Raw genomic sequence first — 23,673 nt, forward strand, 5'->3', positions numbered from 1 at the left:
AAGCGGCCGCGTTGGCGTAAAAGGCGCGCCCATGACCGACTTCCGCGACCTGCTCGCCGGCTATCGCCGCTTTCGCACCACGGGGTATCGCGCGCAGCACGAGCGCTGGGAGGAACTGTCGCAGGGGCAAAGCCCCAAGGTGATGGTGATCGCCTGTTCCGACAGCCGAGTCGATCCGGCGCAGATCTTCGACACGTCGCCGGGCGAGATCTTCGTCGTCCGCAACGTCGCCAACCTGGTGCCGCCGTTCGAAACCGGCGGCGGGCGTCACGGCGTGTCGGCGGCGCTCGAATTCGCGGTGACGCAGCTCGAGGTGCCCGAAATCGTCGTGCTGGGGCACGGCGCGTGCGGCGGCGTCCATGCCGCGCTGACACGGCGCTTTGCGGATGCGCCCAACGGCCAGGGCGGCTTCATCGCGCACTGGGTCGACATGCTCGACGATGCCCGCGACCGCGTCGTTGCATCGCATGGCGACGGCCGCGATGCGATCAAGGCGCTCGAGCTCGAAACGGTGCGCGTGTCGCTCGCCAACCTGCGCAGCTTCCCCTTCGTCGCCGAGCGCGAGGCGGCGGGCAAGCTGCGGCTGCACGGTGCCTATTTCGCGATCGCCGACGGCGCGCTGCACGTGATGGGCGCCGACGGCAGCTTCACCGCCGCCTGAACGACCGCCTCACCGACCGAGCTCAGAGCCCGAGCGCGCGCCGCGCCACCTTCTCCAGTTCCGGGTCGAGCTCGGGAGGCGCCATCGGCACATTCGCCTCCAGCCGGTCGGCAATCGCGGTCAGCGCCGCGATGCGCGCGGCCTGCTTGTTGTTGCCGTCGACGACGATCCACGGCGCCTGCCGCGTGCTGGTCTTGCGGAACATGTCGTGCATCGCGGTCAGATACGCGGCGCGACTCGCCCGGTTCCGATAATCCTCGAGCCCGGTCTTCCACCGCTTCCACGGATTTTCCAGCCGCTCGCGCAACCGCGCGTCCTGCGTCGCCTGGGTGATGTGGAGGAACAGCTTGACGATGGTGGTCCCGCTGTCCGCCTGCTGCGCTTCGAACGCGTTGATCTCGTCATAGGCGCGCTGCCACTCGGCTTCGGTGGCAAAGCGCTCGACCCGCTCGACCAGCACGCGTCCGTACCAGCTGCGATCGAACAGCGCGATCTGCTGGTCGGCGGGCAGCCGCGTCCAGAAGCGCCACAGGAAATGGTGCGCGCTTTCCTCCGCGCTCGGCGCCGCAATCGGCCAGACGCGGAAATAGCGCGGCTCCCACTCGGCCGTCAGTCGGCGGATGACCCCGCCCTTCCCCGCCGCGTCCCATCCCTCGAAAAGGATCAGCGCGCGGCGGCGATGGACGATGTGCGCGAAGTGGATGCGCGCCAGCCGAAGCTGCAGCTTCCTGAGCGCCTTGGCATAGTCTCCCTCGAACGGACGACCGGCCTCGAAATCGCTCAGGTTGATGCCCATCGCGTCAGGCGCCGACGCCGGGCGCAAGGCGGATGTGCAGCTCCTTGAGCTGCTTGTCGCTCACCGTCGACGGCGCGCCCATCATCAGGTCCTCGGCCTTCTGCGTCATCGGGAAGGTGATGACCTCGCGGATGTTCGGCTCGTCGGCGAGCAGCATGACGATGCGGTCCACGCCCGGTGCCGAGCCGCCGTGCGGCGGCGCGCCATATTTGAACGCGTTGATCATGCCCGCAAAGTTCGTGTCGACGTCCTCGCGGCTATAACCCGCGATCTCGAACGCCTTGTACATGATGTCGGGACGGTGGTTCCGGATCGCGCCCGACGACAGCTCGATGCCGTTGCACACGATGTCGTACTGATAGGCGAGGATGTCGAGCGGATCCTTGGTCTCCAGCGCCTCCAACTCGCCCTGCGGCATCGAGAAGGGGTTGTGGCTGAAATCGACCTTCTTCGCGTCCTCGTCATATTCGAACATCGGGAAGTCGACGATCCAGCAGAACTCGAACCGCTTCTTGTCGATCAGCCCCAGCTGCTCGCCGACGCGGGTGCGCGCCAGGCCCGCGAGCTTGGCCGCCTGCGCTTCCTTGCCGGCGGCGAAGAAGATGCCGTCGTTCGGGCCCAGGCCCATCGCTTCGGCAATCGCCTTCATGCCGTCCTGGCCATGGTTGTTGGCGATCGGACCGCCGAACACGCCGTCCTTCTGCGTCGCATAGCCCAGGCCCGGGAAGCCCTCGCTCTGCGCCCAGTTGTTCATGTCGTCGAAGAACTTGCGGCTCTTCTCGTGCGTGTTCGGCGCCGGGATTGCGCGGACGACGTCGCCGCCCTCGACGATCGAGGCGAAGCGGCCGAAGCCCGAACCCTTGAAGAAGTCCGACACGTCGGTGATCAGCAACGGGTTGCGCAGGTCGGGCTTGTCGTTGCCGTACTTGAGCATCGATTCGCGGTACGGGATGCGCTTGAACGGCAGCGGGCTGACGGTGCGGCCCATGCCCTCCCAGTTCGCGAACTCCTCGAACACGCCGTGCAGCACCGGCTCGATCGCGGCGAACACGTCGTCCTGCGTCACGAAGCTCATCTCGAAATCGAGCTGGTAGAATTCGCCCGGCGAACGATCGGCACGCGCGTCCTCGTCGCGGAAGCAGGGCGCGATCTGGAAGTAGCGGTCGAAGCCGGCGACCATCAGCAGCTGCTTGAACATCTGCGGTGCCTGCGGGAGCGCATAGAACTTGCCCGGATGGACGCGGCTGGGGACGAGATAGTCGCGCGCGCCCTCGGGGCTCGACGCGGTGAGGATCGGCGTCTGGAACTCGGTGAAGCCCTGGTCGATCATCCGGCGGCGCAGGCTCGCGATCACCTGCGCGCGCAGCATGATGTTCTTGTGAACCTTCTCGCGGCGCAGGTCGAGGTAGCGATAGCGAAGGCGGATTTCCTCCGGATATTCGGCATCGCCGAACACCGGCATCGGCAGTTCGGCCGCCGCGGACTGGACGGTCACTTCGGCCGCACGCACCTCGATCGCGCCGGTCGGCAGGTTGGGGTTCACCACGCTCGGATCGCGTGCCACCACGGTGCCCGTCACCGTGATGACCGACTCGCTCTTCAGCGATTCGATCGCGGCAAAGGCCGGGCCGCTCACGTCGGTGACGATCTGGGTGATGCCATGATGGTCGCGCAGATCGACAAAGACCAGGTCGCCATGGTCGCGCTTGCGGTGCACCCAGCCCGACAGGCGGACTTCCTGACCGACATTTTCGGCGCGAAGCTCGGCGCAGTTGTGCGTGCGATAGGCGTGCATCATCTTCTTCTTTCTGGCGGCCTTCCGGCAAACGATCCCGCACGCGATCGGCGCATCGGGTCCGTCCGCGCCGGCATGGCACGTTGAACGGGACAGGTCGCTGCGCTTTCCCCTCAACACCCGCTTTGTCAACCCGCGCGGACGGGTATATGGCACGCCGATGCACATCCACGGTCTGATCGAGGACAACACCGCCCTCGCCAATCTTTGCAGCCGCCTTGCGCAGTCGGACTATGTCACCGTCGACACCGAGTTCATGCGCGAGAACAGCTACTGGCCCGAACTCTGCCTGATCCAGGTCGCCAACGACCAGGAAGCGGCTGCGATCGACCCCAAGATGCCCGGGATCGATCTTGGCCCGCTGCTCGATCTGCTGGTCGAAAACGATGCGGTGCTGAAGGTCTTTCACGCCGGCGGGCAGGATATCGAGATCGTCTACAACCTGACGGGCAAGACGCCCTTCCCCCTGTTCGATACCCAGATCGCGGCAATGGCGCTCGGTCAGGGCGAACAGATCGGCTATTCGAACCTCGTCGACACCTATCTGGGGTTCACGATCGACAAGGGCGCGCGCTTCACCGACTGGAGCCGCCGGCCGCTCGACAAGCGCCAGATCGACTATGCGATCGCCGACGTGACGCACCTGTCGAAGATCTTCCCGAAGATGCTCGACAAGCTGCGCAAGACCGGTCGCGGCGCCTGGCTCGACGAGGAGATGGAGCGGCTCGGCGATCCCGCCAACTATCGCAACGATCCCGACCTCGCGTGGCAGCGGGTCCGCATCTCCAGCCGCAAGCCCGAAGTGCTCGGGCGGCTCAAGGCGCTCGCGCGCTGGCGCGAACTCGAGGCACAGGGCAAGGATCTGCCACGCGGCCGCATCGTCAAGGACGAGACGCTCGCCGACCTCGCGGGCAACCCGCCGCAGCGCCAGGCCGATCTCGCCCGCGTGCGCGGCCTTTCGGCATCGTGGGGCGGCAACGATATCGGCGGCCGGCTGATGGCCGCGATCGCCGAAGCGACGCCGCTTTCGCCTGCCGAAATGCCGGCGCGCGACGATCGCAAGCCGTCGGTCGGCAAGGACGGGGCGCTGGTTGCCGACCTGCTCAAGCTGCTGCTCAAGATCCGCGCCAAGGAAATCAACGTCGCGCCGCGCCTCCTCGCCCGCTCGGAGGATCTGGAGGCGCTTGCCGCCGGCCAGCGCGAATCGATCCAGGTGCTTCAGGGCTGGCGATACGAACAGTTCGGTCGCGATGCGGTCGCGCTGGTCGAGGGGCAGCTCGGCTTCACGGTGCGTAACGGCAAGCTCAAGATGACCCGCGCCGAGGATCCGCAGTGAGGCGGCAACCCGGCGGCATCCTGACCGCGGCGGCACTGGTCCCGGCGGCCCTTATTGCCGGTTGCATCCCGCGCGGCCATCCCCCGGCGCCGCCGGTCGCATCGACGGCGCCCGCATCGCCATATTCGCCGTCCGTGCCGGGGGCCTGCCAGGTCGGGCGCACACCGTTGCTCGATCGCGTCGCCGATGCGCCGACGATCGCGTTCGCAAAGCGCGAGGCGCATGCGGCGACGGTGCGCGTGATCCGGCCGGGCATGGCGGTGACGATGGATTATCGGGGTGACCGGCTCAACCTCGTCGTCGATCGCAACGAGCGGATCGTCCGCGCGCATTGCGGCTGAACCGGTCGGGGCCGGCCGCGCCGGCTCCGGGTCGTGAACGCAAAGCGCCCGCTCTTGGCACGCGCCTTCCTGTCCAAGGCTGGCGGCACGTGCTGAAAACGCTCGGAGACGCCAACCGCCGTCAATGGTGAAGAATTTTCACCTCCGGCCGAAACGGAGCTCTCGATACGGTCGGGCCTTTCCTGCCGTTCCGCATCGCTGATCGTTCGTCGGGCTAGATCGACAATACCGGTGCGGCGCCCATTGCCGCGGCGAGCGCCTTGTGCCGCTTCTCGACGGCATCGCCGTACAGCGCCGCGTCGCGCCCCTTGAGCGCGAGCGCCAGCTTGCCGTCGCCCAGCGACAGCCGCGAACGGCGCAGCGGCTCGGCGACCCCGGCGCTCAATCGCTGGCCCAGCCGCATCGCCAGCCCCCATTGCCGGGCACGCGTCAGCAACGGTGCATCGGCAAGCCGGCTGAGCGGCGCAGGGGTTCCCGTTCCCCCGCCCAGCGAGGTGAACAGCGCCTGCGCGACGACGGCGCGCCCGGCGGCGTCGATCGCCACCCAGTTGCCGTGGAGCGCGATCTCCATGCCCCGTTCCGCGCGGAACTCGGGATTGGCGCGCCAGCCCACATCGGCGAGCAGGCAGGCCGCATGGCGCAGCCGCGCGAGTTCGGGCGGATCCTCGGCGAAAAGCGGTGCGACCCAGTTGTCGAGCAGGTCGCCATGCTCGGGAAACCGTCCGGCGCGCGCCCCCTCATCGCGTGCGGCCGCGATCAGCGGGTCCTCGAGCCGCTGCTCCGGGCTCAGCCGCTGATAGAGCAGCCCTTCGCGCAGGCCATAGGCCGAAGCGACCGCCCGCGTTGCGCCGAGGTGGCGCAGCACGACCTCCAGCAGCGCGGCCGCGTCGCCCAGTTGCGGAATGCGCGCGCTCGACAGGTCGGGAACCGCCTTGAGCGCGCCGCGCGGCGTATCGGCGAGCAATCGCTGCAGCTCGCCGAGATGGCCGTTGGGAAGCGTATATTGGTGGACGACGGGCAACGGATAGCCGGTCCGGTGCATGTCGAGCCGCGCGAGCGCGCGCCACGATCCGCCGACGAGGTAGAATGGCAGGTCGCGGCCGCGATCCTTCCATCCGCTGCGCGCCAGCAGTTCGCCGACCTTGGCGTCGAGCGCGCCCTTCCCCGCGCCGCGAATCCCGGGGACGCGCAGCACGCCCAGCGGGAAGGACGCCCGGTCGGTAACGGTGCCCGCGACCACGCGCACCAGTTCGAGGCTGCCGCCGCCCAGATCGCCGACGATGCCGTCGGCGTCGGGAATTGCCGAGATGACGCCCATTCCGGCGGCGCTTGCCTCCTCGCCGCCGCTCAGCACCTCGACCTCAAGGCCCAGCCTGGCGGCGGCGTCGACAAGCTGCTGGCCGTTCGACGCGTCGCGGACCGCGGCCGTCGCCACGACGCGCAGCTCGTCGACGCGCATCTCGCGGGCCAGCAGCGCGAACCGCGCGAGCGCGGATGCCGCCATGTGGAGCGCGGCGGTCTCGATCGCGCCGCTCTGGGCGAGCGAACGCCCCAGCCCGGCCATCACCTTTTCGTTGAACAGCACCGCCGGCAGCCGCGCCGGTCCCTGATAGACGACCAGCCGCACCGAATTGGATCCGATGTCGATGATCGCGACGCGCGGATCGTGCGCGGCAGCGCCGCGCGCCGGGCGCGCGGACCGAAGGGTGGACATGGTCAAGTTCAGCGCTCCTTGGCCGAGGAACGCCGACGCTTGAGCGATAGTTTCGGCACCGGCTTGCGCGCCTCGCTCGCCGCCCCGCGGCCGGAGAGCGAGGGGTTGGTCATGAAATAGCGGTGAAGGTTGAACCGCTCCTCGCCGGGAACCATCCGGACATAGCGGCCGTCGGGCTGCAACTGCCAGCTCTGCTCGTTGTCGAGCAGGTTGGCGACCATCACCTGGTCGAGCACCTGGTCGTGCACGGTCTTGTTGAGGATCGGCAGCATGAACTCGACGCGCCGGTCGAAATTGCGCGGCATCCAGTCGGCGGAGGAAATGAACAGCTTCGCCTTGTCGTTGGGAAGCGCCTGGCCGTCGCCGAATGCCCAGATGCGGCTATGCTCCAGAAAGCGCCCGACGATCGACTTGACGCGGATATTGTCCGACATCCCCGGTACGCCGGGGCGCAGGCAACAGATGCCCCGCACGATCAGGTCGATCTCGACGCCCGCGTTGCTCGCCTCGTACAGCTTCTCGATCACCGCCGGATCGACCAGCGAGTTCATCTTCGCCCAGATCGCCCCCGGTCGCCCGGCCCGGGCATGTCCGATCTCGGCGTCGATCAGCGCCACCAGCCGCTCGCGCAGGTCGCGCGGGCTGATCCCCAGCAGCTCGAGCTCCTGCGGCTCGACATAGCCGGTGACATAGTTGAAGATCTGCGCCGCATCGCGACCCACCCGGGGGTCGGCGGTAAAGAAGCTGAGATCGGTGTAGATCCGCGCCGTGATCGGGTGATAATTGCCCGTCCCGAAGTGGCAATAGGTGCGATACGCGCCGCCCTCGCGCCGTACCACCATCGACACCTTGGCGTGCGTCTTCCAGTCGATGAAGCCATACACGACCTGCACGCCCGCGCGCTCCAGCGCGGTCGCCCAGTACAGGTTCTGCTCCTCGTCGAACCGCGCCTTCAGCTCGACCACCGCCGTCACCGACTTGCCGGCCTCGGCCGCCGCGATCAGCGCGTTGATCACCGCCGGCTGCTTGCCTGCGCGATAGAGCGTCTGCTTGATCGCCACCACATCGGGGTCGGCCGCGGCCTGCCCCAGGAACGAAAGCACGACGTCGAAGCTTTCATAGGGGTGGTGGACGACGATGTCCTTGGCGCGGATCGCCGCGAAGCAGTCGCCGCCATATTCGCGGATGCGCTCGGGGAACCGCGGCGAATAGGGGGTGAATTTCAGGTCGGGCCGATCCTCGTCGACCAGCGAACTGAGGTCGCCGATCCCCAGGAACCCGCCCTTCTCGGTCAGCAGCGCGTCGCTGCCGCCCAGCTCTTCCTTGAGCACCGCCTCGAGCTCGGGGTCGATCGACTCCTCCATCTCGAGGCGGATGACGCGGCCCCGGCGGCGGCGCTTGATCGCCGAGCGGAAGGTGAGCACCAGGTCCTCGGCCTCTTCCTCGATCTCGATGTCGCTGTCGCGCAGCACGCGAAACGCCGCCGCCCCGCGCACATCGTATCCGGGAAACAGCAGGTGCGAGAACCGCTTGATCAGCGTGTCGACCGCGACATAGCGCGCCGGCTGCCCGGGCAGCCGGACGAAACGCGGCAGCGTCGTCGGGAGCAGCACCAGCTCGCGGATCGGCTCCATGTCCGATCGCCGCACCAGGTCGAAGATCACGCTCGATCCCTGGTTCGGGATGAACGGGAACGGATGCGCGGGGTCCAGCGCCTGCGGCGTCAGGATCGGGAAGATCTGCTCGCGGAAATGGTGGATCAGCCACGCCTCGGTCTCGCCGCTGATCGCCGCCGCCTCGAGCACATGGATGCCCACCGCCGCCAGTTGCGCGCGGATGTCGCCCCACACGCTCTGCTGCGCGTCGGCGAGCGACTCGGCCTCCGCCGAAATTGCCGCGAGCTGCTGCCCCGGGGTCAGCCCGTCTGCCGATCGCGCCTCGACCCGCTGGAGCTGCTGCCCCATCAGCCCCGCGACGCGCACCATGAAGAACTCGTCGAAATTGGTGCCCGAAATCGACAGGAAGCGCAGCCGCTCGAGCAGCGGATGCGCCGGGTTGCACGCCTCCTCCATCACGCGCCGGTTGAAGGCGAGCCAGCTCAGTTCGCGGTTGAAATAGCGCGAACCCGAAGCGGGCTCGGCAGCGGCGGATTGCGGGACGGGCGTCGTCATGCGGGTTCCTTATCGCGTCCGGGCGCCAGCAAGCCAGCACGTTCCAGCGCCTCGCGCACCACGGGAAGCGTCAGCCGGTCGCGCCCCGCCGCCTCCAGCACGTCGGCGGCGCGCAGGATGGCGACATGGCTGCGCTCGATCCGACGGGCGATCCACGCAAGCAGCTCGGGTTTGGCGTGGAGCAGATGCCGGGCAAAGGCGCGTTCGAGCAATTGCGGGATCAGCGCGTCGTCGGGCACGCCGATTTCGAGCAGCGGCGACGCCGCCAGTCGCGACCGGAGATCGGGCAGCCGGACCTCCCAGCGCGGCGGCGGCGCGTCCGCGACGATCAGCAGCGGGTGATGCTCGTGCTGCGCGCGGTTCCAGGCGTGGAAGATCGCCGTCTCGCTCTGGCGCTCGGCATCGTCGATCACCTCGGCGCCGGTCTTGGCGGCAAAGATGCGCGCGAGCAGGCTGCGCCCCGACTTGCGCGGGCCGACGAGCAGCGCCGCCCGCACCGGCCAGCTCCCCCAATGTTCAAGCTGATGGACCGCACGAGCGTTCGAATCGCTGACGAGGAATTCGTTCTCATGCGCCTCGGGAAGCCCGAGGGGCAGGCGAAGCTGGCTCATGGGTTGCGCGACGTTCCGGACGGGCGCGGAATGGGCGGCGGCGATGCGCCCGGCGCCGGCGCCGCGCCCCCGGCACGGCCCGCGCCGCCGCTGCCCGATGCTGCGGGCGCGCGCGCCTCGCCGCTGCTGCTCGCGCTGCCGCCACCGCCGGGCCGGCGGATGCGCAGCACCCCCGCGCCCTCCTGAACCTGCCAGCCCCGCGCCTCGAGCGCCGAACGCAACGCGCCGATATTGCCCTCGAATGCGACGCGGACGACCGAGATGCCGCCGAGCGCGAGGCTCGACGTGACCGCCGACCGCACCCCCGGCGTGGCGCGCAGCGCGCTTTCGGAAGCATTGACCGCGGCGGCGTTCGGCGTCTCGACTTGGACGGTGATCGTCGCCACCGTGCCCGCCGCGCCCTCGGCCGCCGCTGCGGCCGCGGCTTCGGCCGCCGGGTCGACGACGGGCTTGGGCGCGGGCGGGCGCGTGGCGAGCATCCGGTCGGGACGCAGCCGGCCGTCGGCAAGCGCGGTCTGGAATGCCGCGTCGATGCGCTGGATCGCGGTATCGTACAGCGAATCGATCGCATCCGCCGATTCGACCCGCAGCGCGAAATGCGTGATCGGCGTGCGATCGGGGCCGTGCGTTGCCGCGAACAGCCCGACGACCGGACCGCCGGGATAGTCGCGGCGCAACTGCACCTCGGCGACGACCATGTCGCTCGCGCCATATTGGTCGAGCACCGTGCGCCACCAGTTGCGGCCGCGGCGCAGCGTCTGCCCCGCGTTGACCAGCAGCGAATCGGCGCCGTTGCCGCGCAGCCGGACATAGTCGATCGTGCTGCTCGTCGCGCGAAAGCGGTTCCATGCGCGCGCCCAGGCGGTCTCGCGCTCGAATACGCGGCCCGTCCCGCCCGAAAATTCCAGCGGCACCAGCAGCGTCGGCACCGATCGCGTCATCTGAGTCGAAACGCCCAGGATCGCGCCGGCGCGCGCGCGATCGAACTGGATGCCCAGCCGGGCGATGTAACGCGTCGGCCCGATCTGTTCCTGTTCGATCACGACGCCGCTCACCAGCGAATCGATCGCCGAGTCGGAAAGGTCCGATTTCTCGCCGGTCAGCCGCTGCGACAGCATCTGCCATCCCTTGCGCTGCGCGATCCGCCATCCGCCCAGCCGCGCACTCTCGGCATCGCGCCCTTTGACGTCGACGGTCACGCCCGTCACCTCGAAACTGCCGGCCGAATCGGCGGCGGCGCCCCCCTGCCCTTCGGCAAGCGTAACCCCCGCGCCGCCCGCGAGAACGAGCGCGCCGGCCGCGCCGATGGAGAGGAAAAGCCGTTTCCGATGCATGCGGGCGCTCTTTTGGCGAAGCGGGCGTGGAAATCCAAGCGCGTTGTGGCTAGGCGGTTCGGCCATGACCGATCCGAAAGCCTATACCTACGCCCAGGCGGGCGTCTCGATCGCGGCGGGCAACGCGCTGGTGCGCGCGATCGCCCCGCTCGCCCGTTCCACGCGCCGTCCGGGTGCCGATGCCGATCTCGGCGGGTTCGGGGGGGTGTTCGATCCTCGCGCCGCCGGGTTCAAGGATCCGCTGCTCGTCGCCGCCAATGACGGCGTGGGAACCAAGCTCAAGCTCGCGATCGAGCATGACCGGCACGACGGGGTCGGGATCGACCTCGTCGCGATGTGCGCCAACGATCTGGTCGTTCAGGGGGCCGAACCCCTGTTCTTCCTCGACTATTATGCCAGCGGCAAGCTCGACGCCGGGGTCGCCGAACGCGTCATCGCGGGCATCGCCGAAGGCTGCCGTCAGGCGGGCTGCGCGCTGATCGGCGGCGAAACCGCCGAAATGCCCGGCATGTATGCCGCGGGCGACTATGACCTTGCGGGCTTCTGCGTGGGTGCGGTCGAGCGCGAGCAACTGCTCGACGGCGGCACGATCCGCCCGGGCGACATCCTGCTCGGCATGGGCTCGACGGGCGTACATTCGAACGGCTTCTCGCTCGTGCGTCGCCTCGCGGCGGACAAGGCGTGGAAGCTCGATCGCCCCGCGCTGTTCGATCAGGACGTGCTGCTCATCGACGCGCTGATGGCGCCGACGCGCATCTATGTCGCCAGCCTGTTGCCGTCGCTCCGCAAGGGGCTGATCCGCGGGCTCGCGCACATCACCGGCGGCGGGCTGCTCGAAAACGTTCCGCGCGTCCTCCCGGCGGGATGCCATGCCCGGATCGACGCGGGCAGCTGGCCGTTGCCGCGGCTGATGGCGTTCCTCCAGGCACAGGGCAATATCGAGCCCGAGGAAATGGCGCGCACCTTCAATTGCGGCATCGGCATGGTCGCCGCGGTTCGCCCCGAACATGCGGCCGAGCTTGCCGAGGCGCTCACCGCCGCCGGCGAGACGGTGTTCACTATCGGCGAGATCGTGGCGGGCGAACGCGGCTGCACCGTGTTCGGATCGGGCGAGACGTGGAGCGCGCGCGCGGACTGGTCGGCCACGCACCATGGCTGATCCGGCGGCTGATCCGGCGGCGGCGCGCCGTCGCGTCGGCGTGCTCATTTCGGGGCGCGGGTCGAACATGGCGTCGCTGGTCGAGGCCGCACGCGCGCCCGATTGCCCCTATGCCGTCGTGCTCGTCGCCAGCGACAAGCCCCAGGCGGCGGGGCTCGCCTGGGCGGCGGAGCGGGGCATCCCCACCTTCGCCCAGTCGCCCAAGGGCATGCCCAAGGCCGAGTATGAGGCGCGCATCGATGCGGCATTGCGCGCGCACGATGTCGAGATGATCGCGCTTGCGGGCTATATGCGGCTGCTCTCGGATCGTTTCGTCGCCGACTGGCGCGACCGGATCGTCAACATCCACCCCTCGCTGCTGCCAAAGTACAAGGGGCTCGACACGCACGCGCGCGCGATCGCCGCGGGCGATGCTGAGGCGGGGTGCTCGGTCCATGTCGTCACCGAAGAGCTCGACGGCGGCGAACTGCTCGGCCAGGCGCGCGTGCCGATCCTTGCCGGCGACACCGCCGACACGCTCGCCGCGCGCGTGCTGGTCGAGGAACATCGTCTCTATCCTCAGGTGCTCGCGCGCTGGGCCATGGCGTTGCCGCGCCAGCACGGCGGCCGGGGCTAGGCCGCTTCGGGCTTCTTCGGGCGTCGGCCGGATATTTCGGGCGGGCGGCGGGTTGTGCCCCGTCGCCGGCTTTGCCTGTCGCCGGCAAGTGGAGGCCCCATTCGGACGCATCGCGACACGCCCGCAACCCTCTTGCGCCATGGCGCCGCCGCCCGCGATAAGGGCGGGGTGATCAAGGTCGCCAGCTACAACATGCGCAAGTCGATCGGCACCGATCGCCGCCGGCGCCCCGAGCGGACGCTGCAGGTGCTCAACGAGATCGACGCCGACATCATCGCGCTGCAGGAGGCCGATCGCCGCTTCGGCACCCGCGCGGCGGTGCTGACCGCCGCGCTGCTCGCCGAACACAGCGACTGGAAGGCCGTTCCCGTCAACCTGCGGGCGCGCTCGATGGGATGGCACGGCAACGCCTTGCTGGTGCGCAAGTCGGCGACGATCCTCGACTGTGCGCCGCTCCACCTGCCCGCGCTCGAACCGCGCGGCGCGGTGATGGCCGATATCGAAATCGGCGGTCAGGCGATCCGCGTCGTCGGGATGCACCTCGACCTGTCGGGGCTCTGGCGGCGGCGGCAGGCGGCGGCGATCCTTGCCGAACTCGCCGCGCGCGAACGGCGTCTGCCCACGGTGATGATGGGCGATCTCAACGAATGGACCGCCAATGGCGGCTGCCTGCGCGACTTCGGCGAGCGTTTCGCCTTTGCCGAAACGGGCAAGACCTATCATGCGCGCCGCCCGATGGCGCGGCTCGACCGGATCATGGTCACCGGCGACATCGCGATCGCGGGTTCGGGGACGCATGAAAGCCTTCAGGCGCGCACCGCGTCGGACCATCTGCCGATCTGGGCCGAACTCCGGATCGCGCAATGACCGCGGCGCGCGACAAGGAACTGCGCCTCGCGCTCGTCTGCTATGGCGGCGTCAGCCTTGCGGTCTACATGCACGGCATCACCAAGGAGATCTGGCGCCTCGCCTGTGCGAGTTGCGCGGTGCGCGAAGGCGGCGATGCCGACGGCGTCTATGCCGCGCTCCTCGACGAGATCCGCGACAGTTGCGGGGTCAATCTGCGCGTGCTGGTCGACATCCTGTCCGGCGCGAGCGCGGGCGGCATCAACGCGGTCTTCCTCGCCCAGGCGCTCACCACGGGTCAGTCGCTCGACGCGCTGACCGATCTCTGGATCGAACATGCCGATATCGAATCGCTGCTCGATCCGGTGCAGGCGCCGTCGCACCGTTTCGCCAAGATCTGGGCGACGCCGATCGCGTGGATGCTCGCCGACCGCAACAAGACCGTCGACGAGACCGTCGAGGCAGGCGCGCGGGAAGAGGTGCGTGCCAAGCTCGAACGCTTCGTCCGGTCGCGCTGGTTCGAGCCGCCCTTCGGCGGGCGCCAGCTTTTCCATACGCTGATGGATGCCTTCGACGCGATGGCGCGCGGCCCCTCGCGCAACCGGCTGCTGCCGCGCGATCAGCCGCTCGACCTGTTCGTCACCGTCACCGATTTCCACGGCCATCGCGAGGCGCTGCGGCTCAATTCGCCGCCGCTCGTCGACGAGACCGAGCACCGCCTCGTCTTCGCCTTTTCCGACCATGGCGAGGAAGGCGCGATCGGGCACCCCGCCGCGCTCGCCTTTGCCGCGCGGGCGACCTCCAGCTTTCCGGGCGCATTCCCGCCGGTGACGGTCGAGGAACTCGACACCGTGCTTGCCGAGCGGGGTGAAAAATGGGGTGGGCGCGACGCGTTCCTCGAACGGGCCCTTCCGCAGCATTTTTTGACCGATAATGCACGAAAAGCGGTGCTGATCGACGGGTCGGTGCTCGCGAACGCGCCCTTTCGTCCTGCCATTGACGCGCTCCGCGAGCGCCCTGCCCGCCGCCAGATCGATCGCCGCTTCGTCTATATCGACCCCACGCCCGAACTCCGCCTGCTCTCCTATGGACGTTCGGCGGAGCGTCCGGGCTTCTTCCAGACGATCATCGGCGCGCTGACCGAACTGCCCCGCGAACAGCCGATTCGCGACAATCTGGAGGCGATCAGCGCCCGATCGGACCGGATCGAACGCATGCTGGCGATCATCGGCGACATTCGCGCGGAGGTCGAAAGCCAGGTCGAGGGGCTGTTCGGCTATACGCTCTGGCTCGATTATCCGACGCCTCGCCGCCTCGCCGCCTGGCGCCGCCGCGCCCAGGTCTCCGCCGCGACCAAGGCCGGCTATGGCCACACGGCCTATGCTCTCCTGAAAGTCGACGGCGCCGTCGAGCGCACCGCCCGACTTCTCTACGCGGTGGCTGGGCTCCATGGGCCGGAAACGCTACGTTCCCTGCGCGATTCGCTGATGGCTGCGGTGCGCGCGCGCGGTGCCGATCGCTTCGGCGCGGCACTGAACGGAGGCGCGTCGCCCGAGGCGTTGGCGTTCCTGCGCGCGCACGACCTCGGCTTTCGTATCCGTCGGTTGCGGCTGCTGGCGCGCCGTCTGACCGAAATGGACGTGCGCGAACGGCGCGAAGAACTGCGCCCGATCCGCGACGCACTCTACGAGTCGCTGGCCGCGTATCTCGAACTCAAGCGTTCCGATACCTATGCCGACCTCGCCGACGCCGCGCGCGCCTGCGCGACAGGGACGGGAGACGCCTCGGCGCTCCTCGACCGTGTCGGCGAACGGATGGACCTGACAGCCCTCGACGCAGCCGCCGATGCCCGGCTCTCGCAGGGATTCAGCGCCCTGGGCCGCGATCTGCGCCGTCCGCTCTTGCTCGCGCATCTCGGCTTTCCCTTTTTCGACATTGCCACATTGCCGCTGCTTCAGGGCGACGGTCTCGACGAGTTCGACCCGATCCGGGTCGACCGCATTTCGCCCGAGGACGCCAGGGCCATCCGCACCGGCGGTGCCGAGGCGACGCTCAAAGGCATCCAGTTCAACAGCTTCGGCGCTTTTTTCAGCCGGGCGTACCGCGAGAATGATTATCTGTGGGGCCGCCTGCACGGCGCCGACCGGCTGATCGACATCGTGCTTTCCACGCTTGCCGATGACGAACGCCTCCCCGAGGAGCGCGTGAGCGCGATCAAAAGGGCGGCATTTCACGCGATCCTTGACGAGGAACAAGGCCGTTTGCGCAACATTCCGGCGCTGTTCGAGGAACTTCGGGCGGAGATCGGGCCGCGCTGACAGGGCGCGGACCGGCCGGGACGACGCGCGGACGAGACTGGTCAAACCGCCATATCGGCCCTATCGTCCAAGCCTCTTTTCAGCGGGAACGGGGTTTCGATGCGGTTTCTGAAGGTGCTGTTCTGGCTCTTGCTGGGCGGCCTCGTCACAGCCTTCGTGATCTATAACGGCGACGAGCGGGTGAGCATCCACCTGTGGGGCGGACTGGTGGCCGATTTCAGTCTGCCGCTGCTGCTGATCCTGATCTTCCTCATCGGCTTTCTGCCGATGCTGGTCGCCTATCAGACGACGCGATGGAGCCTGCGCCAGCGCATCAGCAACCTTGAGCGCGCACTGGCCGACATCCGAACCGCCGCGACCGGCGCCACGCCCGACGCGGCGCTGACCACGGAAACGGGCCTCTCCATGACGTCTTCCATCTCCCCGACCCAGCCTGCCGCCCCGTCCGCGGGGCCGCTCTTCGCGGATCGCCAATCATGACCAATCGTATCTTCGTTGCCCTCGACACGCCCGATATCGAACGCGCAAAGTCGCTCGCCAAGCGGGTGCGCGCGCATGTCGGCGGGATCAAGCTGGGCCTCGAATTCTTCATGGCCAACGGGCGCCACGGCGTGCGCGAAATGGCGGAAATCGGCGTTCCGATCTTTCTGGACCTCAAGTTTCACGACATTCCGAATACGGTCGGCAAGGCGATCCAGGCCCTGCGGCCTCTCAACCCCGCCATCCTCACCGTCCATGCCGCCGGCGGCCGCGCGATGCTGGAGGATGCCAAGGCTGCCGCGCCCGACGGGACCAAGGTGGTCGCGGTAACGATGCTGACCAGCCTTGATCGCACCGATCTTCACGCCATCGGCATGAACCGCGATCCGCACGAACAGGTATTGAAGCTCGCGGAGCTTGCCCGATCGGCGGGCGTGGACGGCATCGTTTGCTCGGGCGAGGAGGTGAAGGCGGCGCACGCCGCATGGAAGGACGGCTTTTTCGTCGTTCCGGGGGTCCGCCCGTCGCAGGCACAGGCTGCGGACCAGAAGCGCGTCGTGACGCCGCGTGCTGCCATCGATGCGGGCGCATCGATCCTCGTCATCGGCCGCCCGATCACCTTGGCCGAGAACCCCGATCAGGCCGCACGCGACATCGAGGCGACGCTCTGACCCTTTCCTTCCAGCAGCTTTCCCTGACGTCCCGTCGGCGGCAAGGAGGGGTTGCCAAGTTGATTCCCGCTCCGATCGTTTCCCGATGACCATCCTGATTTCGCCCGCGACGGTGGACCAGCTTTCGGCGATCCATGCCGTCATCGAACGTGCCTATCGCGGCGATTCGGCACGTCTGGGCTGGACCCATGAAGCGGATCTGATCGAGGAACCGCGCACCGACCTTGCCACGCTCGCCTCGATCATCGGCGACCCGGACCAGGTACTGCTGATCGCAGAGCAGCGTGGCGTGACGGTCGGCTGTGTCAACGTCGTGAACCGCGGCGGCGGCGTCGCCTATCTGGGTCTGCTGTGCATCGAGCCGCTGCGGCAGGCGGGCGGGCTGGGCCGTCGACTGATCGCCGCTGCCGAAGTTCATGCCCGCACCGTGTTCGGATGCACCCGCATCGAGATGACCGTAATCGAGGCGCGCCGCGAGCTGATCGAATATTATCTCCGCCGCGGCTATGCCGAAACCGGCGAGCGCCGCGACTTCCCGATCGCGCTCGACCCGCCGCTGTTTATGAGGGTGCTGGCCAAGCCGCTGGTCTGAATCCGTCAGCTCTGGTGCCGTCGATACACGGTGATATTCGCTTGCGTCCCCGGGGGGGCAACCACGATCCGCCGGCGGCGGGTTGAAGCGCGCGTCCGGCCAGCAACGGGCAGACGCGCCGGTTTCGACGTCCTCCCCCCCTTGGCCCGAAAATACAGCCGGTGATCCGACGGTCCCCGAGCCGAGCCGAGCCAACGCCGTCGCTGAGATCAACCTTTGTGTGCAACCGTCCCAATGCCCGGGCTTGTCGCTTCGCAAAAATGGGACGACATGGCGACCATGCCCACAACTGCGAAAATCTGCGGCCTGTCCACCCCTGAGACGCTCGACGCCGCCGTTGCCGGCGGGGCGAGCCATATCGGCTTCGTCTTCTTTCCGCCCAGCCCGCGTCACCTGAGCTTCGACAAGGCGCACGGCCTCGCCGCGCGGGTGCCCGACCGTGTCGCGCGCGTCGGGGTGTTTGTTGACCCCGACGATGCGTTGCTCGATGCCGCCATCGCAGCCGGGAGGCTCGACGTGATCCAGCTCCACAAGGTGCCCCCCCAGCGCGCCGCGGCGGTGAAGGCGCACACCCACCTTGAGACCTGGGCCGCGCTCGCCGTGAAGACTCGCGCCGATCTCACGCCGGCCGCCGCGTTCCGCGGTGCGGCCGACCGGCTGCTCTACGATGCGAAGGCGCCCGAGGGCGCCAAGGTGCCCGGCGGCACTGGCCTCCGCTTCGACTGGCAACTGCTCGACGGCTTTGCCCATCCCCTCCCCTGGATCCTCTCCGGCGGGCTCGATGCCGCCAATGTCGGCGAGGCGATCCGCGTCACCGGTGCCCGCCTCGTGGATGTCTCTTCGGGCATAGAGGCGGCTCCAGGCGTCAAGGATGTGGACAAGATCGCTGCTTTCCTTAAAGCCGTGGCCCGATCATGAGCACACCCAACTCCTTCCGAGCCCAGCCCGACGACCGCGGGCATTTCGGCCAGTTCGGCGGCCGCTTCGTCGCCGAGACGCTGATGCCGCTGATCCTCGACCTGGAGCGCGAATACACCGCCGCCAAGGCCGATCCCGCCTTCCAGGCCGAGTTCGACGATCTGCTCGAACATTATGTCGGCCGCCCCAGCCCGCTCTATTATGCCGAGCGGCTGACCGAGGCGCTGCGCGAGAATGCGCCCGAGGGCATGGGCGCCGAGATCTGGTTCAAGCGCGACGAGCTGAATCACACCGGCGCGCACAAGATCAACAATTGCATCGGCCAGATCCTGCTCGCCCGCCGCATGGGCAAGACACGGATCATCGCGGAGACCGGCGCGGGCCAGCACGGCGTGGCGACCGCCACCGTCTGCGCCCGCTTCGGCCTGCCCTGCGTGATCTATATGGGCGCCACCGACGTCGCGCGACAGCAGCCCAATGTGTTCCGCATGAAGCTGCTCGGCGCCGAAGTGGTGCCGGTGACCTCGGGTGCCGCGACGCTCAAGGACGCGATGAACGAGGGCCTGCGCGACTGGGTCGCCAATGTGGAAGACACCTTCTACATCATCGGCACCGCCGCCGGTCCGCACCCCTATCCGGAGCTGGTCCGCGACTTCCAGTCGGTGATCGGCCGCGAGGCGCGCGAGCAGATGCTCAAGCGCACCGGCAAGCTGCCCGACCTGCTGGTCGCCGCGATCGGTGGCGGGTCGAACGCGATCGGGCTGTTCCACCCGTTCCTCGACGATGCCGATGTGAAGATGCTCGGCGTGGAGGCGGCGGGCGAAGGGCTCGACAAGCGCCATGCCGCCAGCCTCGCTGGGGGCGCGCCGGGCATCCTCCACGGCAACCGCACCTATCTGCTGCAGGACGAGGACGGCCAGATCACCGAGGCGCATTCGATCTCGGCGGGGCTCGACTATCCGGGCATCGGGCCGGAACACGCCTGGCTGCGCGACATCGGCCGCGTGGAGTATACGGCGGTGACCGATACCGAGGCGCTCGATGCCTTCCAGCTACTCTGCCGCACCGAGGGCATCATCCCCGCGCTCGAGCCGAGCCATGCCATCGCCGCGGTCGCCAGGGTCGCCCGCACCATGCCGCGCGACAAGGTGATTCTCGCCAACCTCTGCGGCCGCGGCGACAAGGACATCTTCACCGTCGCCGACGCGCTGGGAGTGAAGATGTGACCCGGCTCGCCAACGCATTTGCCCGCGCCGCTGACGAGGGCCGCGCCGCGCTGGTGACCTTCGTCACCGCCGGGGACCCCACGCCAGGTGCCACCGCCGCGATCCTCGACGCGCTCGTTGCGGGCGGCGCCGACGTGATCGAGCTCGGCATGCCGTTCACCGATCCGATGGCCGACGGCCCTGCGATCCAGGCGGCGAACCTGCGCAGCCTCGCCGCCGGCACCAACACGGCGGACGTGCTCGCGATCGCCACGGCGTTCCGCGCGCGGCATCCGGAGGTGCCGCTGGTGTTGATGGGCTATGGCAATCCGATGACGCGACGCGGACCGGAGTGGTTCGCGAATGCCGCGTGCAACGCGGGCGTCGACGGCGTGATCTGCGTCGACATCCCCGCCGAGGAAGACGATAGCCTTGGCGAGGCGCTGCGCGCGGTCGGCGTGGCCAATGTGCGGTTGGCGACGCCGACGACGGACGCTGCCCGCCTTCCTGCCGTGCTCGCAGGGGCATCGGGCTTTCTCTACTATGTCTCGGTCGCCGGGATCACCGGGCTGCAGCAGGCGGCGCAGGGCTCGATCGAGGCCGCGGTCGCCCGCCTCAAGGCGGCGACCGACCTGCCGATCGCGGTGGGCTTCGGCGTCCGCACCCCCGAACAGGCCGGTGCAATCGCACGCGTTGCCGATGGCGTCGTGGTCGGCTCGGCGATCGTCGAACTGGTAGCCCGACATGGCGCTGGCGCCGAAGAGCCCGTGCGCGCCTATGTTCAATCTCTTTCCGCGGCGATTGCCGCGGCACGCAAGGAAAACCAATGAGCTGGATCAGCCGCGTCCGCAACGCCCTGTCGCTGGGGACCAAGAAGGACACGCCCGACAACCTCTGGCACAAGTGCAAGGGGTGCGGACAAATGGTGTTCGTGAAGGAGCTGGAACAGAATCTGCACGTCTGCCCGCATTGCGACCATCATGAGCGCATCGGACCTGCGGAGCGTTTTGCGCATCTCTTCGACCCGGGCAGCTATACCGTGCTTCCCAATCCGCGCGTGACCGAAGACCCCCTCAAGTTTCGCGACTCGAAACGCTATGTCGACCGCCTCAAGGCCGCGCGTGGCCAGACGGGCGAACCCGACGCGTTTCTCAATGCGCGCGGCACGATCCACGGCCAGACGGCAGTCATCGGGGTTCAGGACTTCGCTTTCATGGGCGGGTCGATGGGCCTGGCTGTCGGGGAGGCATTTGTGGCAGGCGTCGAAGCGGCAATCGCTGCACGCGCGCCCTATATCGTGTTCACGGCGTCGGGCGGTGCGCGGATGCAGGAAGGCATCCTCAGCCTGATGCAGATGCCGCGTACGACGGTCGCCATCCAGATGCTGCACGATGCCGGGCTGCCCTACATCGTCGTGCTTACCGATCCGACCTCGGGCGGGGTGATGGCCGCCTATGCCATGCTGGGTGACGTCCAGATCGCTGAGCCGCGTGCAACCCTGGCCTTTACCGGCCGTCGCGTGATCGAAAACACGATCCGCGAGAAGCTCCCCGACGACTTCCAGACCAGCGAATATTATCGCGATCACGGTCTTGTGGACCGGGTCGAACACCGTCGCGACCTTCGTGACGTTCTCGGTCGGCTGATCGGGCTGCTATGCGAGCAGAAGGCGGCGGCGTGAGTCCAAACAGGCGTAGAACGGACGCCCGTTGATGCCCGATTTCGCACGATCCGAAGATACCGCCGTACAGCGGCAGATCGACCGGTTGATGGCGCTTGGCCCCGGCACCGATGTGCTGGGACTGGAACGCATAACCCAGTTGCTTCAGCGGATCGGTGATCCGCATCGGCGCTTGCCGCCCGTGCTCCATGTCGCCGGGACCAACGGCAAGGGCTCGACCTGCGCCTATCTGCGGGCGGCGACCGAGGCCGCCGGAATGCGCGCGCACGTTTATTCGAGTCCGCATCTCGTCCGGTTCAACGAGCGGATCCGAATTGCGGGACGATTGATCGATGATCATCGTCTGGCGTCGCTCCTCGCCGGCGTTCTCGACGCTGGGGGCGATATCGGGGCGAGCTTCTTCGAAGTGACGACCGCAGCAGCCTTTTTGGCCTTTGCGGAGACGCCCGCAGATGTCTGTATCATCGAGGTTGGCCTTGGCGGACGGCTGGACGCCACCAATGTCCTTGCAGACCCCGCAGCAACCGCGATCGCCCAGCTTGGGATCGACCATCAGGCATTTCTCGGCGACACAATCACGGCCATTGCCTTCGAGAAGGCGGGCATTGCCAAATCCGGACGGCCGCTGGTGATGCTTGATGCTCCGGCAGAAGCCGTTGCCGTGATCGATGCCCATGCGCACCAAGTGGGCGCGCCGGTATATCGGGCCGGCGTCGACTGGCACTTCCGCGCGGAAGGAAGCCAGCTGATCTATCACGATCGGCACGGCCACCTTTCCACGCCGTTACCGGCGCTCGCGGGTGTGCACCAGCATGCCAATCTCGCGCTCGCGCTCGCAACGTTGCGGCACCAGGATCGGATCGACGTGCCGGTGGAGGCGCTTCGGTCAGCCGCCAGCGGCGCACGTTGGCCGGCTCGAATGCAGCGGCTCTCCGCCGGTCCTCTCACCGATCGGCTTGCGCCAGGTACTCCCGTCTGGCTCGACGGCGGACACAATGCCAACGCAGCCGATGCGCTTGCGGCGGCGATCCGTGCAGCGGCGAACGGGCAACCGATCGCGATCGTGATCGGAATGCTCGCCAACAAGGACGCAGAAACCATGATGGCGCGGCTGGCCCCGCTTGCAGATCAACTGATCGCAGTGCCGATCGAGGGGCACGCCGCCCATGCTCCGGAAGTGCTTGCCCGGTTGGCACAGGTCCAAGGCATTCCGGCAATGGGCACGGCAGAGGATGTCGCTGCAGCGCTCGATCAGATCGGGGCCAGGCGTGGGGCACGCACAGCCCCCGTGCTCATCTGTGGGTCGCTCTATCTTGCTGGACGCGTGCTGGCGGCAAACAACGAACTGCCCGAGTGACATTTATTGCGATTGACTCGCAATAGCGATGTGGCAAGTTGGTGGCGTTCGTTTCAGGAGTCGCCCCCATGCTCGCCATCCACTCGCTTGCCGCCGCCCTGCCCGTTGCCCAACCGGATGATGCAGGCGCGCGGCTGCTCCTGTTCGGAATCCGTCAAATCGGTGCCAATGGTCTAGCCGACGCCGCTGCCGCCCACGCCTTTGTCAGCGCATTCGGCAGGTCGTTTCGCCGCCCGCTGTTGCTGCTGCGGACGCTGATGGGCGAAATCTCTACACATTCGGCCGGCCCCATTCCTATCGCTCCCTGGTGCTGTCCCCGCATGACGGCGGCGGAGGCGACATTGGTTGCAGCGATCGCGCGGGCACCGGAGAACCCGCGCGGCGCGGCGGTGCTGCTCGCCGATCTGCTGGGCGTCCGGGAGGCAGGTGGAACGGCGGCGACTGCAGCGTTGCTCGGGCAAGCCTTTGCGGATGCCGGCCTTCCGCTGCCCGAGGCATAAGAAGTCTCAGCCGCGCGCGTTCAGCGCGATGCCGGTGAGCATCCAGCGAAAACCACGCAAACGAAACTCGAGCGTCGGGGAGCCTTGTTGCTGTGGGCGAACGATGAAACGGTCGACCGCGCCATGATCAAGGCGCATTTGGTTCGGGGCCGCATCGCCGCCGGCGTCGAACGTCGCCGTTGCCAGACCAGCGCGGCCCAACAACATCTGCATGCCGTGTGGAGTCACCATCGCTTCGATCGCAGGGTCGGCGAGTTGTCCGGCCAATGCGCGTCCGGCGTTGCCCAGTGGCGAGCCGTCGGAGTCTCGCGCCATCCAGCTTTGCACCTCCGTCCGCAGGCTCGCGCGGACCGCCGGATAGTCGACATGTGCGGAGACGGTGCGCGCATCGCCCTCGCGCACGGCATTCTGGAGCGTTCGCAGCGTCCAGTAAGGCGATAGCCACAACCAGGCGCCGACCGCCGCGACCGCAAGCATGAGGAGCAGCACGATCGCCCAGCGCGCCTTCGGCCTTCGCGCAATCCCGAAATCGTCAATCCTTCCGGGTGGAGGCTGATGGCGCGACATGAAT

The 23,673-nt window shown here is 68.1% G+C and carries 23 protein-coding genes; 16 read left to right on the plus strand and 7 right to left on the minus strand.

Annotation, left to right across the window (positions count from 1 at the left end; translation table 11 throughout):
- Nucleotides 1–31: 31 nt before the first annotated feature.
- Complete coding sequence (locus ACT3CF_RS09705; RefSeq protein ID WP_478422251.1) at nt 32–661, plus strand: carbonic anhydrase; 630 nt, start codon at nt 32–34, stop codon at nt 659–661.
- Nucleotides 662–683: 22 nt separating this feature from the next.
- On the opposite strand, the gene ACT3CF_RS09710 is transcribed toward ACT3CF_RS09705, so the two are convergent.
- On the minus strand, nt 684–1,457 hold the full coding sequence (locus ACT3CF_RS09710; protein WP_478422253.1) for a polyphosphate kinase 2 family protein: 774 nt from the start codon (nt 1,455–1,457) through the stop codon (nt 684–686).
- 4 nt (nt 1,458–1,461) lie between these two features.
- Nucleotides 1,462–3,252, minus strand: coding sequence for an aspartate--tRNA ligase (aspS, locus tag ACT3CF_RS09715; RefSeq protein ID WP_478422255.1), 1,791 nt, complete (start codon nt 3,250–3,252; stop codon nt 1,462–1,464).
- Nucleotides 3,253–3,412: 160 nt separating this feature from the next.
- Between aspS and rnd the strand changes: the two genes are divergently transcribed.
- A complete protein-coding gene (gene rnd, locus ACT3CF_RS09720; protein WP_478422257.1) occupies nt 3,413–4,588 on the plus strand; it encodes a ribonuclease D in 1,176 nt (391 codons plus the stop codon).
- Nucleotides 4,589–4,755: 167 nt separating this feature from the next.
- On the plus strand, nt 4,756–4,929 hold the full coding sequence (locus ACT3CF_RS09725; protein WP_478422259.1) for an I78 family peptidase inhibitor: 174 nt from the start codon (nt 4,756–4,758) through the stop codon (nt 4,927–4,929).
- A gap of 214 nt (nt 4,930–5,143) precedes the next feature.
- On the opposite strand, the gene ACT3CF_RS09730 is transcribed toward ACT3CF_RS09725, so the two are convergent.
- From ACT3CF_RS09730 to ACT3CF_RS09745, 4 genes are read right to left on the minus strand one after another with little or no spacing between them, the layout of a single operon-like run.
- Complete coding sequence (locus ACT3CF_RS09730; RefSeq protein ID WP_478422806.1) at nt 5,144–6,643, minus strand: Ppx/GppA phosphatase family protein; 1,500 nt, start codon at nt 6,641–6,643, stop codon at nt 5,144–5,146.
- Between the two features lie 8 nt (nt 6,644–6,651).
- Entirely contained in the window at nt 6,652–8,814 is a 2,163-nt protein-coding gene (locus ACT3CF_RS09735) for an RNA degradosome polyphosphate kinase (RefSeq protein ID WP_478422261.1), read from the minus strand.
- On the minus strand, nt 8,811–9,425 hold the full coding sequence (locus ACT3CF_RS09740) for a P-loop NTPase family protein (protein ID WP_478422263.1): 615 nt from the start codon (nt 9,423–9,425) through the stop codon (nt 8,811–8,813). The genes ACT3CF_RS09735 and ACT3CF_RS09740 overlap by 4 nt, the downstream gene beginning before the upstream one ends.
- On the minus strand, nt 9,422–10,759 hold the full coding sequence (locus tag ACT3CF_RS09745; protein ID WP_478422265.1) for a heavy-metal-associated domain-containing protein: 1,338 nt from the start codon (nt 10,757–10,759) through the stop codon (nt 9,422–9,424). The genes ACT3CF_RS09740 and ACT3CF_RS09745 overlap by 4 nt, the downstream gene beginning before the upstream one ends.
- Nucleotides 10,760–10,823: 64 nt before the next feature.
- Here ACT3CF_RS09745 and purM point away from each other — a divergent pair, with 64 nt between their 5' ends.
- The 13 genes from purM to ACT3CF_RS09810 all read left to right on the plus strand — a co-directional run bounded on the left by purM (nt 10,824) and on the right by ACT3CF_RS09810 (nt 23,102).
- Nucleotides 10,824–11,918 (plus strand): phosphoribosylformylglycinamidine cyclo-ligase, encoded by a 1,095-nt coding sequence (gene purM, locus ACT3CF_RS09750; protein ID WP_478422267.1) that lies wholly within the window; start codon nt 10,824–10,826, stop codon nt 11,916–11,918.
- The gene (gene purN / locus ACT3CF_RS09755) at nt 11,911–12,534 is read left to right on the plus strand and encodes a phosphoribosylglycinamide formyltransferase (protein ID WP_478422269.1); all 624 of its coding nucleotides are present in this window, start codon (nt 11,911–11,913) and stop codon (nt 12,532–12,534) included. Before purM ends, purN begins: the two co-directional genes overlap by 8 nt.
- 168 nt (nt 12,535–12,702) lie before the next feature.
- Entirely contained in the window at nt 12,703–13,401 is a 699-nt protein-coding gene (locus ACT3CF_RS09760) for an endonuclease/exonuclease/phosphatase family protein (protein WP_478422271.1), read from the plus strand.
- Nucleotides 13,398–15,698, plus strand: coding sequence for a patatin-like protein (locus ACT3CF_RS09765; RefSeq protein ID WP_478422273.1), 2,301 nt, complete (start codon nt 13,398–13,400; stop codon nt 15,696–15,698). The genes ACT3CF_RS09760 and ACT3CF_RS09765 overlap by 4 nt, the downstream gene beginning before the upstream one ends.
- 99 nt (nt 15,699–15,797) lie before the next feature.
- Nucleotides 15,798–16,178, plus strand: a complete 381-nt coding sequence (locus tag ACT3CF_RS09770; RefSeq protein ID WP_478422275.1) for a lipopolysaccharide assembly protein LapA domain-containing protein — start codon at nt 15,798–15,800, stop codon at nt 16,176–16,178.
- Nucleotides 16,175–16,849, plus strand: a complete 675-nt coding sequence (gene pyrF / locus ACT3CF_RS09775; RefSeq protein ID WP_478422277.1) for an orotidine-5'-phosphate decarboxylase — start codon at nt 16,175–16,177, stop codon at nt 16,847–16,849. Before ACT3CF_RS09770 ends, pyrF begins: the two co-directional genes overlap by 4 nt.
- A gap of 85 nt (nt 16,850–16,934) precedes the next feature.
- Nucleotides 16,935–17,441, plus strand: a complete 507-nt coding sequence (locus tag ACT3CF_RS09780) for a GNAT family N-acetyltransferase (RefSeq protein ID WP_478422279.1) — start codon at nt 16,935–16,937, stop codon at nt 17,439–17,441.
- Between the two features lie 279 nt (nt 17,442–17,720).
- Complete coding sequence (locus ACT3CF_RS09785) at nt 17,721–18,359, plus strand: phosphoribosylanthranilate isomerase (RefSeq protein ID WP_478422808.1); 639 nt, start codon at nt 17,721–17,723, stop codon at nt 18,357–18,359.
- Entirely contained in the window at nt 18,356–19,585 is a 1,230-nt protein-coding gene (trpB, locus tag ACT3CF_RS09790; protein WP_478422281.1) for a tryptophan synthase subunit beta, read from the plus strand. The genes ACT3CF_RS09785 and trpB overlap by 4 nt, the downstream gene beginning before the upstream one ends.
- Entirely contained in the window at nt 19,582–20,394 is an 813-nt protein-coding gene (gene trpA, locus ACT3CF_RS09795) for a tryptophan synthase subunit alpha (RefSeq protein ID WP_478422283.1), read from the plus strand. Before trpB ends, trpA begins: the two co-directional genes overlap by 4 nt.
- Nucleotides 20,391–21,245 (plus strand): acetyl-CoA carboxylase, carboxyltransferase subunit beta, encoded by an 855-nt coding sequence (accD, locus tag ACT3CF_RS09800; RefSeq protein WP_478422285.1) that lies wholly within the window; start codon nt 20,391–20,393, stop codon nt 21,243–21,245. Before trpA ends, accD begins: the two co-directional genes overlap by 4 nt.
- 31 nt (nt 21,246–21,276) lie before the next feature.
- Nucleotides 21,277–22,602: a bifunctional folylpolyglutamate synthase/dihydrofolate synthase gene (locus ACT3CF_RS09805; protein WP_478422287.1), complete on the plus strand. Its 1,326-nt coding sequence runs from the start codon at nt 21,277–21,279 to the stop codon at nt 22,600–22,602.
- A 41-nt stretch (nt 22,603–22,643) separates the two neighbouring features.
- Nucleotides 22,644–23,102: a hypothetical protein gene (locus ACT3CF_RS09810; RefSeq protein WP_478422809.1), complete on the plus strand. Its 459-nt coding sequence runs from the start codon at nt 22,644–22,646 to the stop codon at nt 23,100–23,102.
- 6 nt (nt 23,103–23,108) lie between these two features.
- Here the strand turns inward: ACT3CF_RS09810 and ACT3CF_RS09815 are convergent, their stop codons facing one another.
- Complete coding sequence (locus ACT3CF_RS09815) at nt 23,109–23,669, minus strand: DUF2939 domain-containing protein (protein WP_478422289.1); 561 nt, start codon at nt 23,667–23,669, stop codon at nt 23,109–23,111.
- Nucleotides 23,670–23,673 lie beyond the last annotated feature (4 nt).

Source organism: Sphingomonas chlorellae, from assembly GCF_056485145.1.

What these genes read in the sequence shown, in the direction of transcription:
- ACT3CF_RS09705 (WP_478422251.1), top strand. Translation starts at nt 32, where the DNA reads ATGACCGACTTCCGCGACCTGCTCGCCGGCTATCGCCGCTTTCGCACC.
- ACT3CF_RS09710 (WP_478422253.1), bottom strand. Translation starts at nt 1,457, where the DNA reads ATGGGCATCAACCTGAGCGATTTCGAGGCCGGTCGTCCGTTCGAGGGA.
- aspS (WP_478422255.1), bottom strand. Translation starts at nt 3,252, where the DNA reads ATGCACGCCTATCGCACGCACAACTGCGCCGAGCTTCGCGCCGAAAAT.
- rnd (WP_478422257.1), top strand. Translation starts at nt 3,413, where the DNA reads ATGCACATCCACGGTCTGATCGAGGACAACACCGCCCTCGCCAATCTT.
- ACT3CF_RS09730 (WP_478422806.1), bottom strand. Translation starts at nt 6,643, where the DNA reads ATGTCCACCCTTCGGTCCGCGCGCCCGGCGCGCGGCGCTGCCGCGCAC.
- ACT3CF_RS09735 (WP_478422261.1), bottom strand. Translation starts at nt 8,814, where the DNA reads ATGACGACGCCCGTCCCGCAATCCGCCGCTGCCGAGCCCGCTTCGGGT.
- ACT3CF_RS09740 (WP_478422263.1), bottom strand. Translation starts at nt 9,425, where the DNA reads ATGAGCCAGCTTCGCCTGCCCCTCGGGCTTCCCGAGGCGCATGAGAAC.
- ACT3CF_RS09745 (WP_478422265.1), bottom strand. Translation starts at nt 10,759, where the DNA reads ATGCATCGGAAACGGCTTTTCCTCTCCATCGGCGCGGCCGGCGCGCTC.
- purM (WP_478422267.1), top strand. Translation starts at nt 10,824, where the DNA reads ATGACCGATCCGAAAGCCTATACCTACGCCCAGGCGGGCGTCTCGATC.
- purN (WP_478422269.1), top strand. Translation starts at nt 11,911, where the DNA reads ATGGCTGATCCGGCGGCTGATCCGGCGGCGGCGCGCCGTCGCGTCGGC.
- ACT3CF_RS09765 (WP_478422273.1), top strand. Translation starts at nt 13,398, where the DNA reads ATGACCGCGGCGCGCGACAAGGAACTGCGCCTCGCGCTCGTCTGCTAT.
- ACT3CF_RS09770 (WP_478422275.1), top strand. Translation starts at nt 15,798, where the DNA reads ATGCGGTTTCTGAAGGTGCTGTTCTGGCTCTTGCTGGGCGGCCTCGTC.
- pyrF (WP_478422277.1), top strand. Translation starts at nt 16,175, where the DNA reads ATGACCAATCGTATCTTCGTTGCCCTCGACACGCCCGATATCGAACGC.
- ACT3CF_RS09780 (WP_478422279.1), top strand. Translation starts at nt 16,935, where the DNA reads ATGACCATCCTGATTTCGCCCGCGACGGTGGACCAGCTTTCGGCGATC.
- ACT3CF_RS09785 (WP_478422808.1), top strand. Translation starts at nt 17,721, where the DNA reads ATGCCCACAACTGCGAAAATCTGCGGCCTGTCCACCCCTGAGACGCTC.
- trpB (WP_478422281.1), top strand. Translation starts at nt 18,356, where the DNA reads ATGAGCACACCCAACTCCTTCCGAGCCCAGCCCGACGACCGCGGGCAT.
- accD (WP_478422285.1), top strand. Translation starts at nt 20,391, where the DNA reads ATGAGCTGGATCAGCCGCGTCCGCAACGCCCTGTCGCTGGGGACCAAG.
- ACT3CF_RS09805 (WP_478422287.1), top strand. Translation starts at nt 21,277, where the DNA reads ATGCCCGATTTCGCACGATCCGAAGATACCGCCGTACAGCGGCAGATC.
- ACT3CF_RS09815 (WP_478422289.1), bottom strand. Translation starts at nt 23,669, where the DNA reads ATGTCGCGCCATCAGCCTCCACCCGGAAGGATTGACGATTTCGGGATT.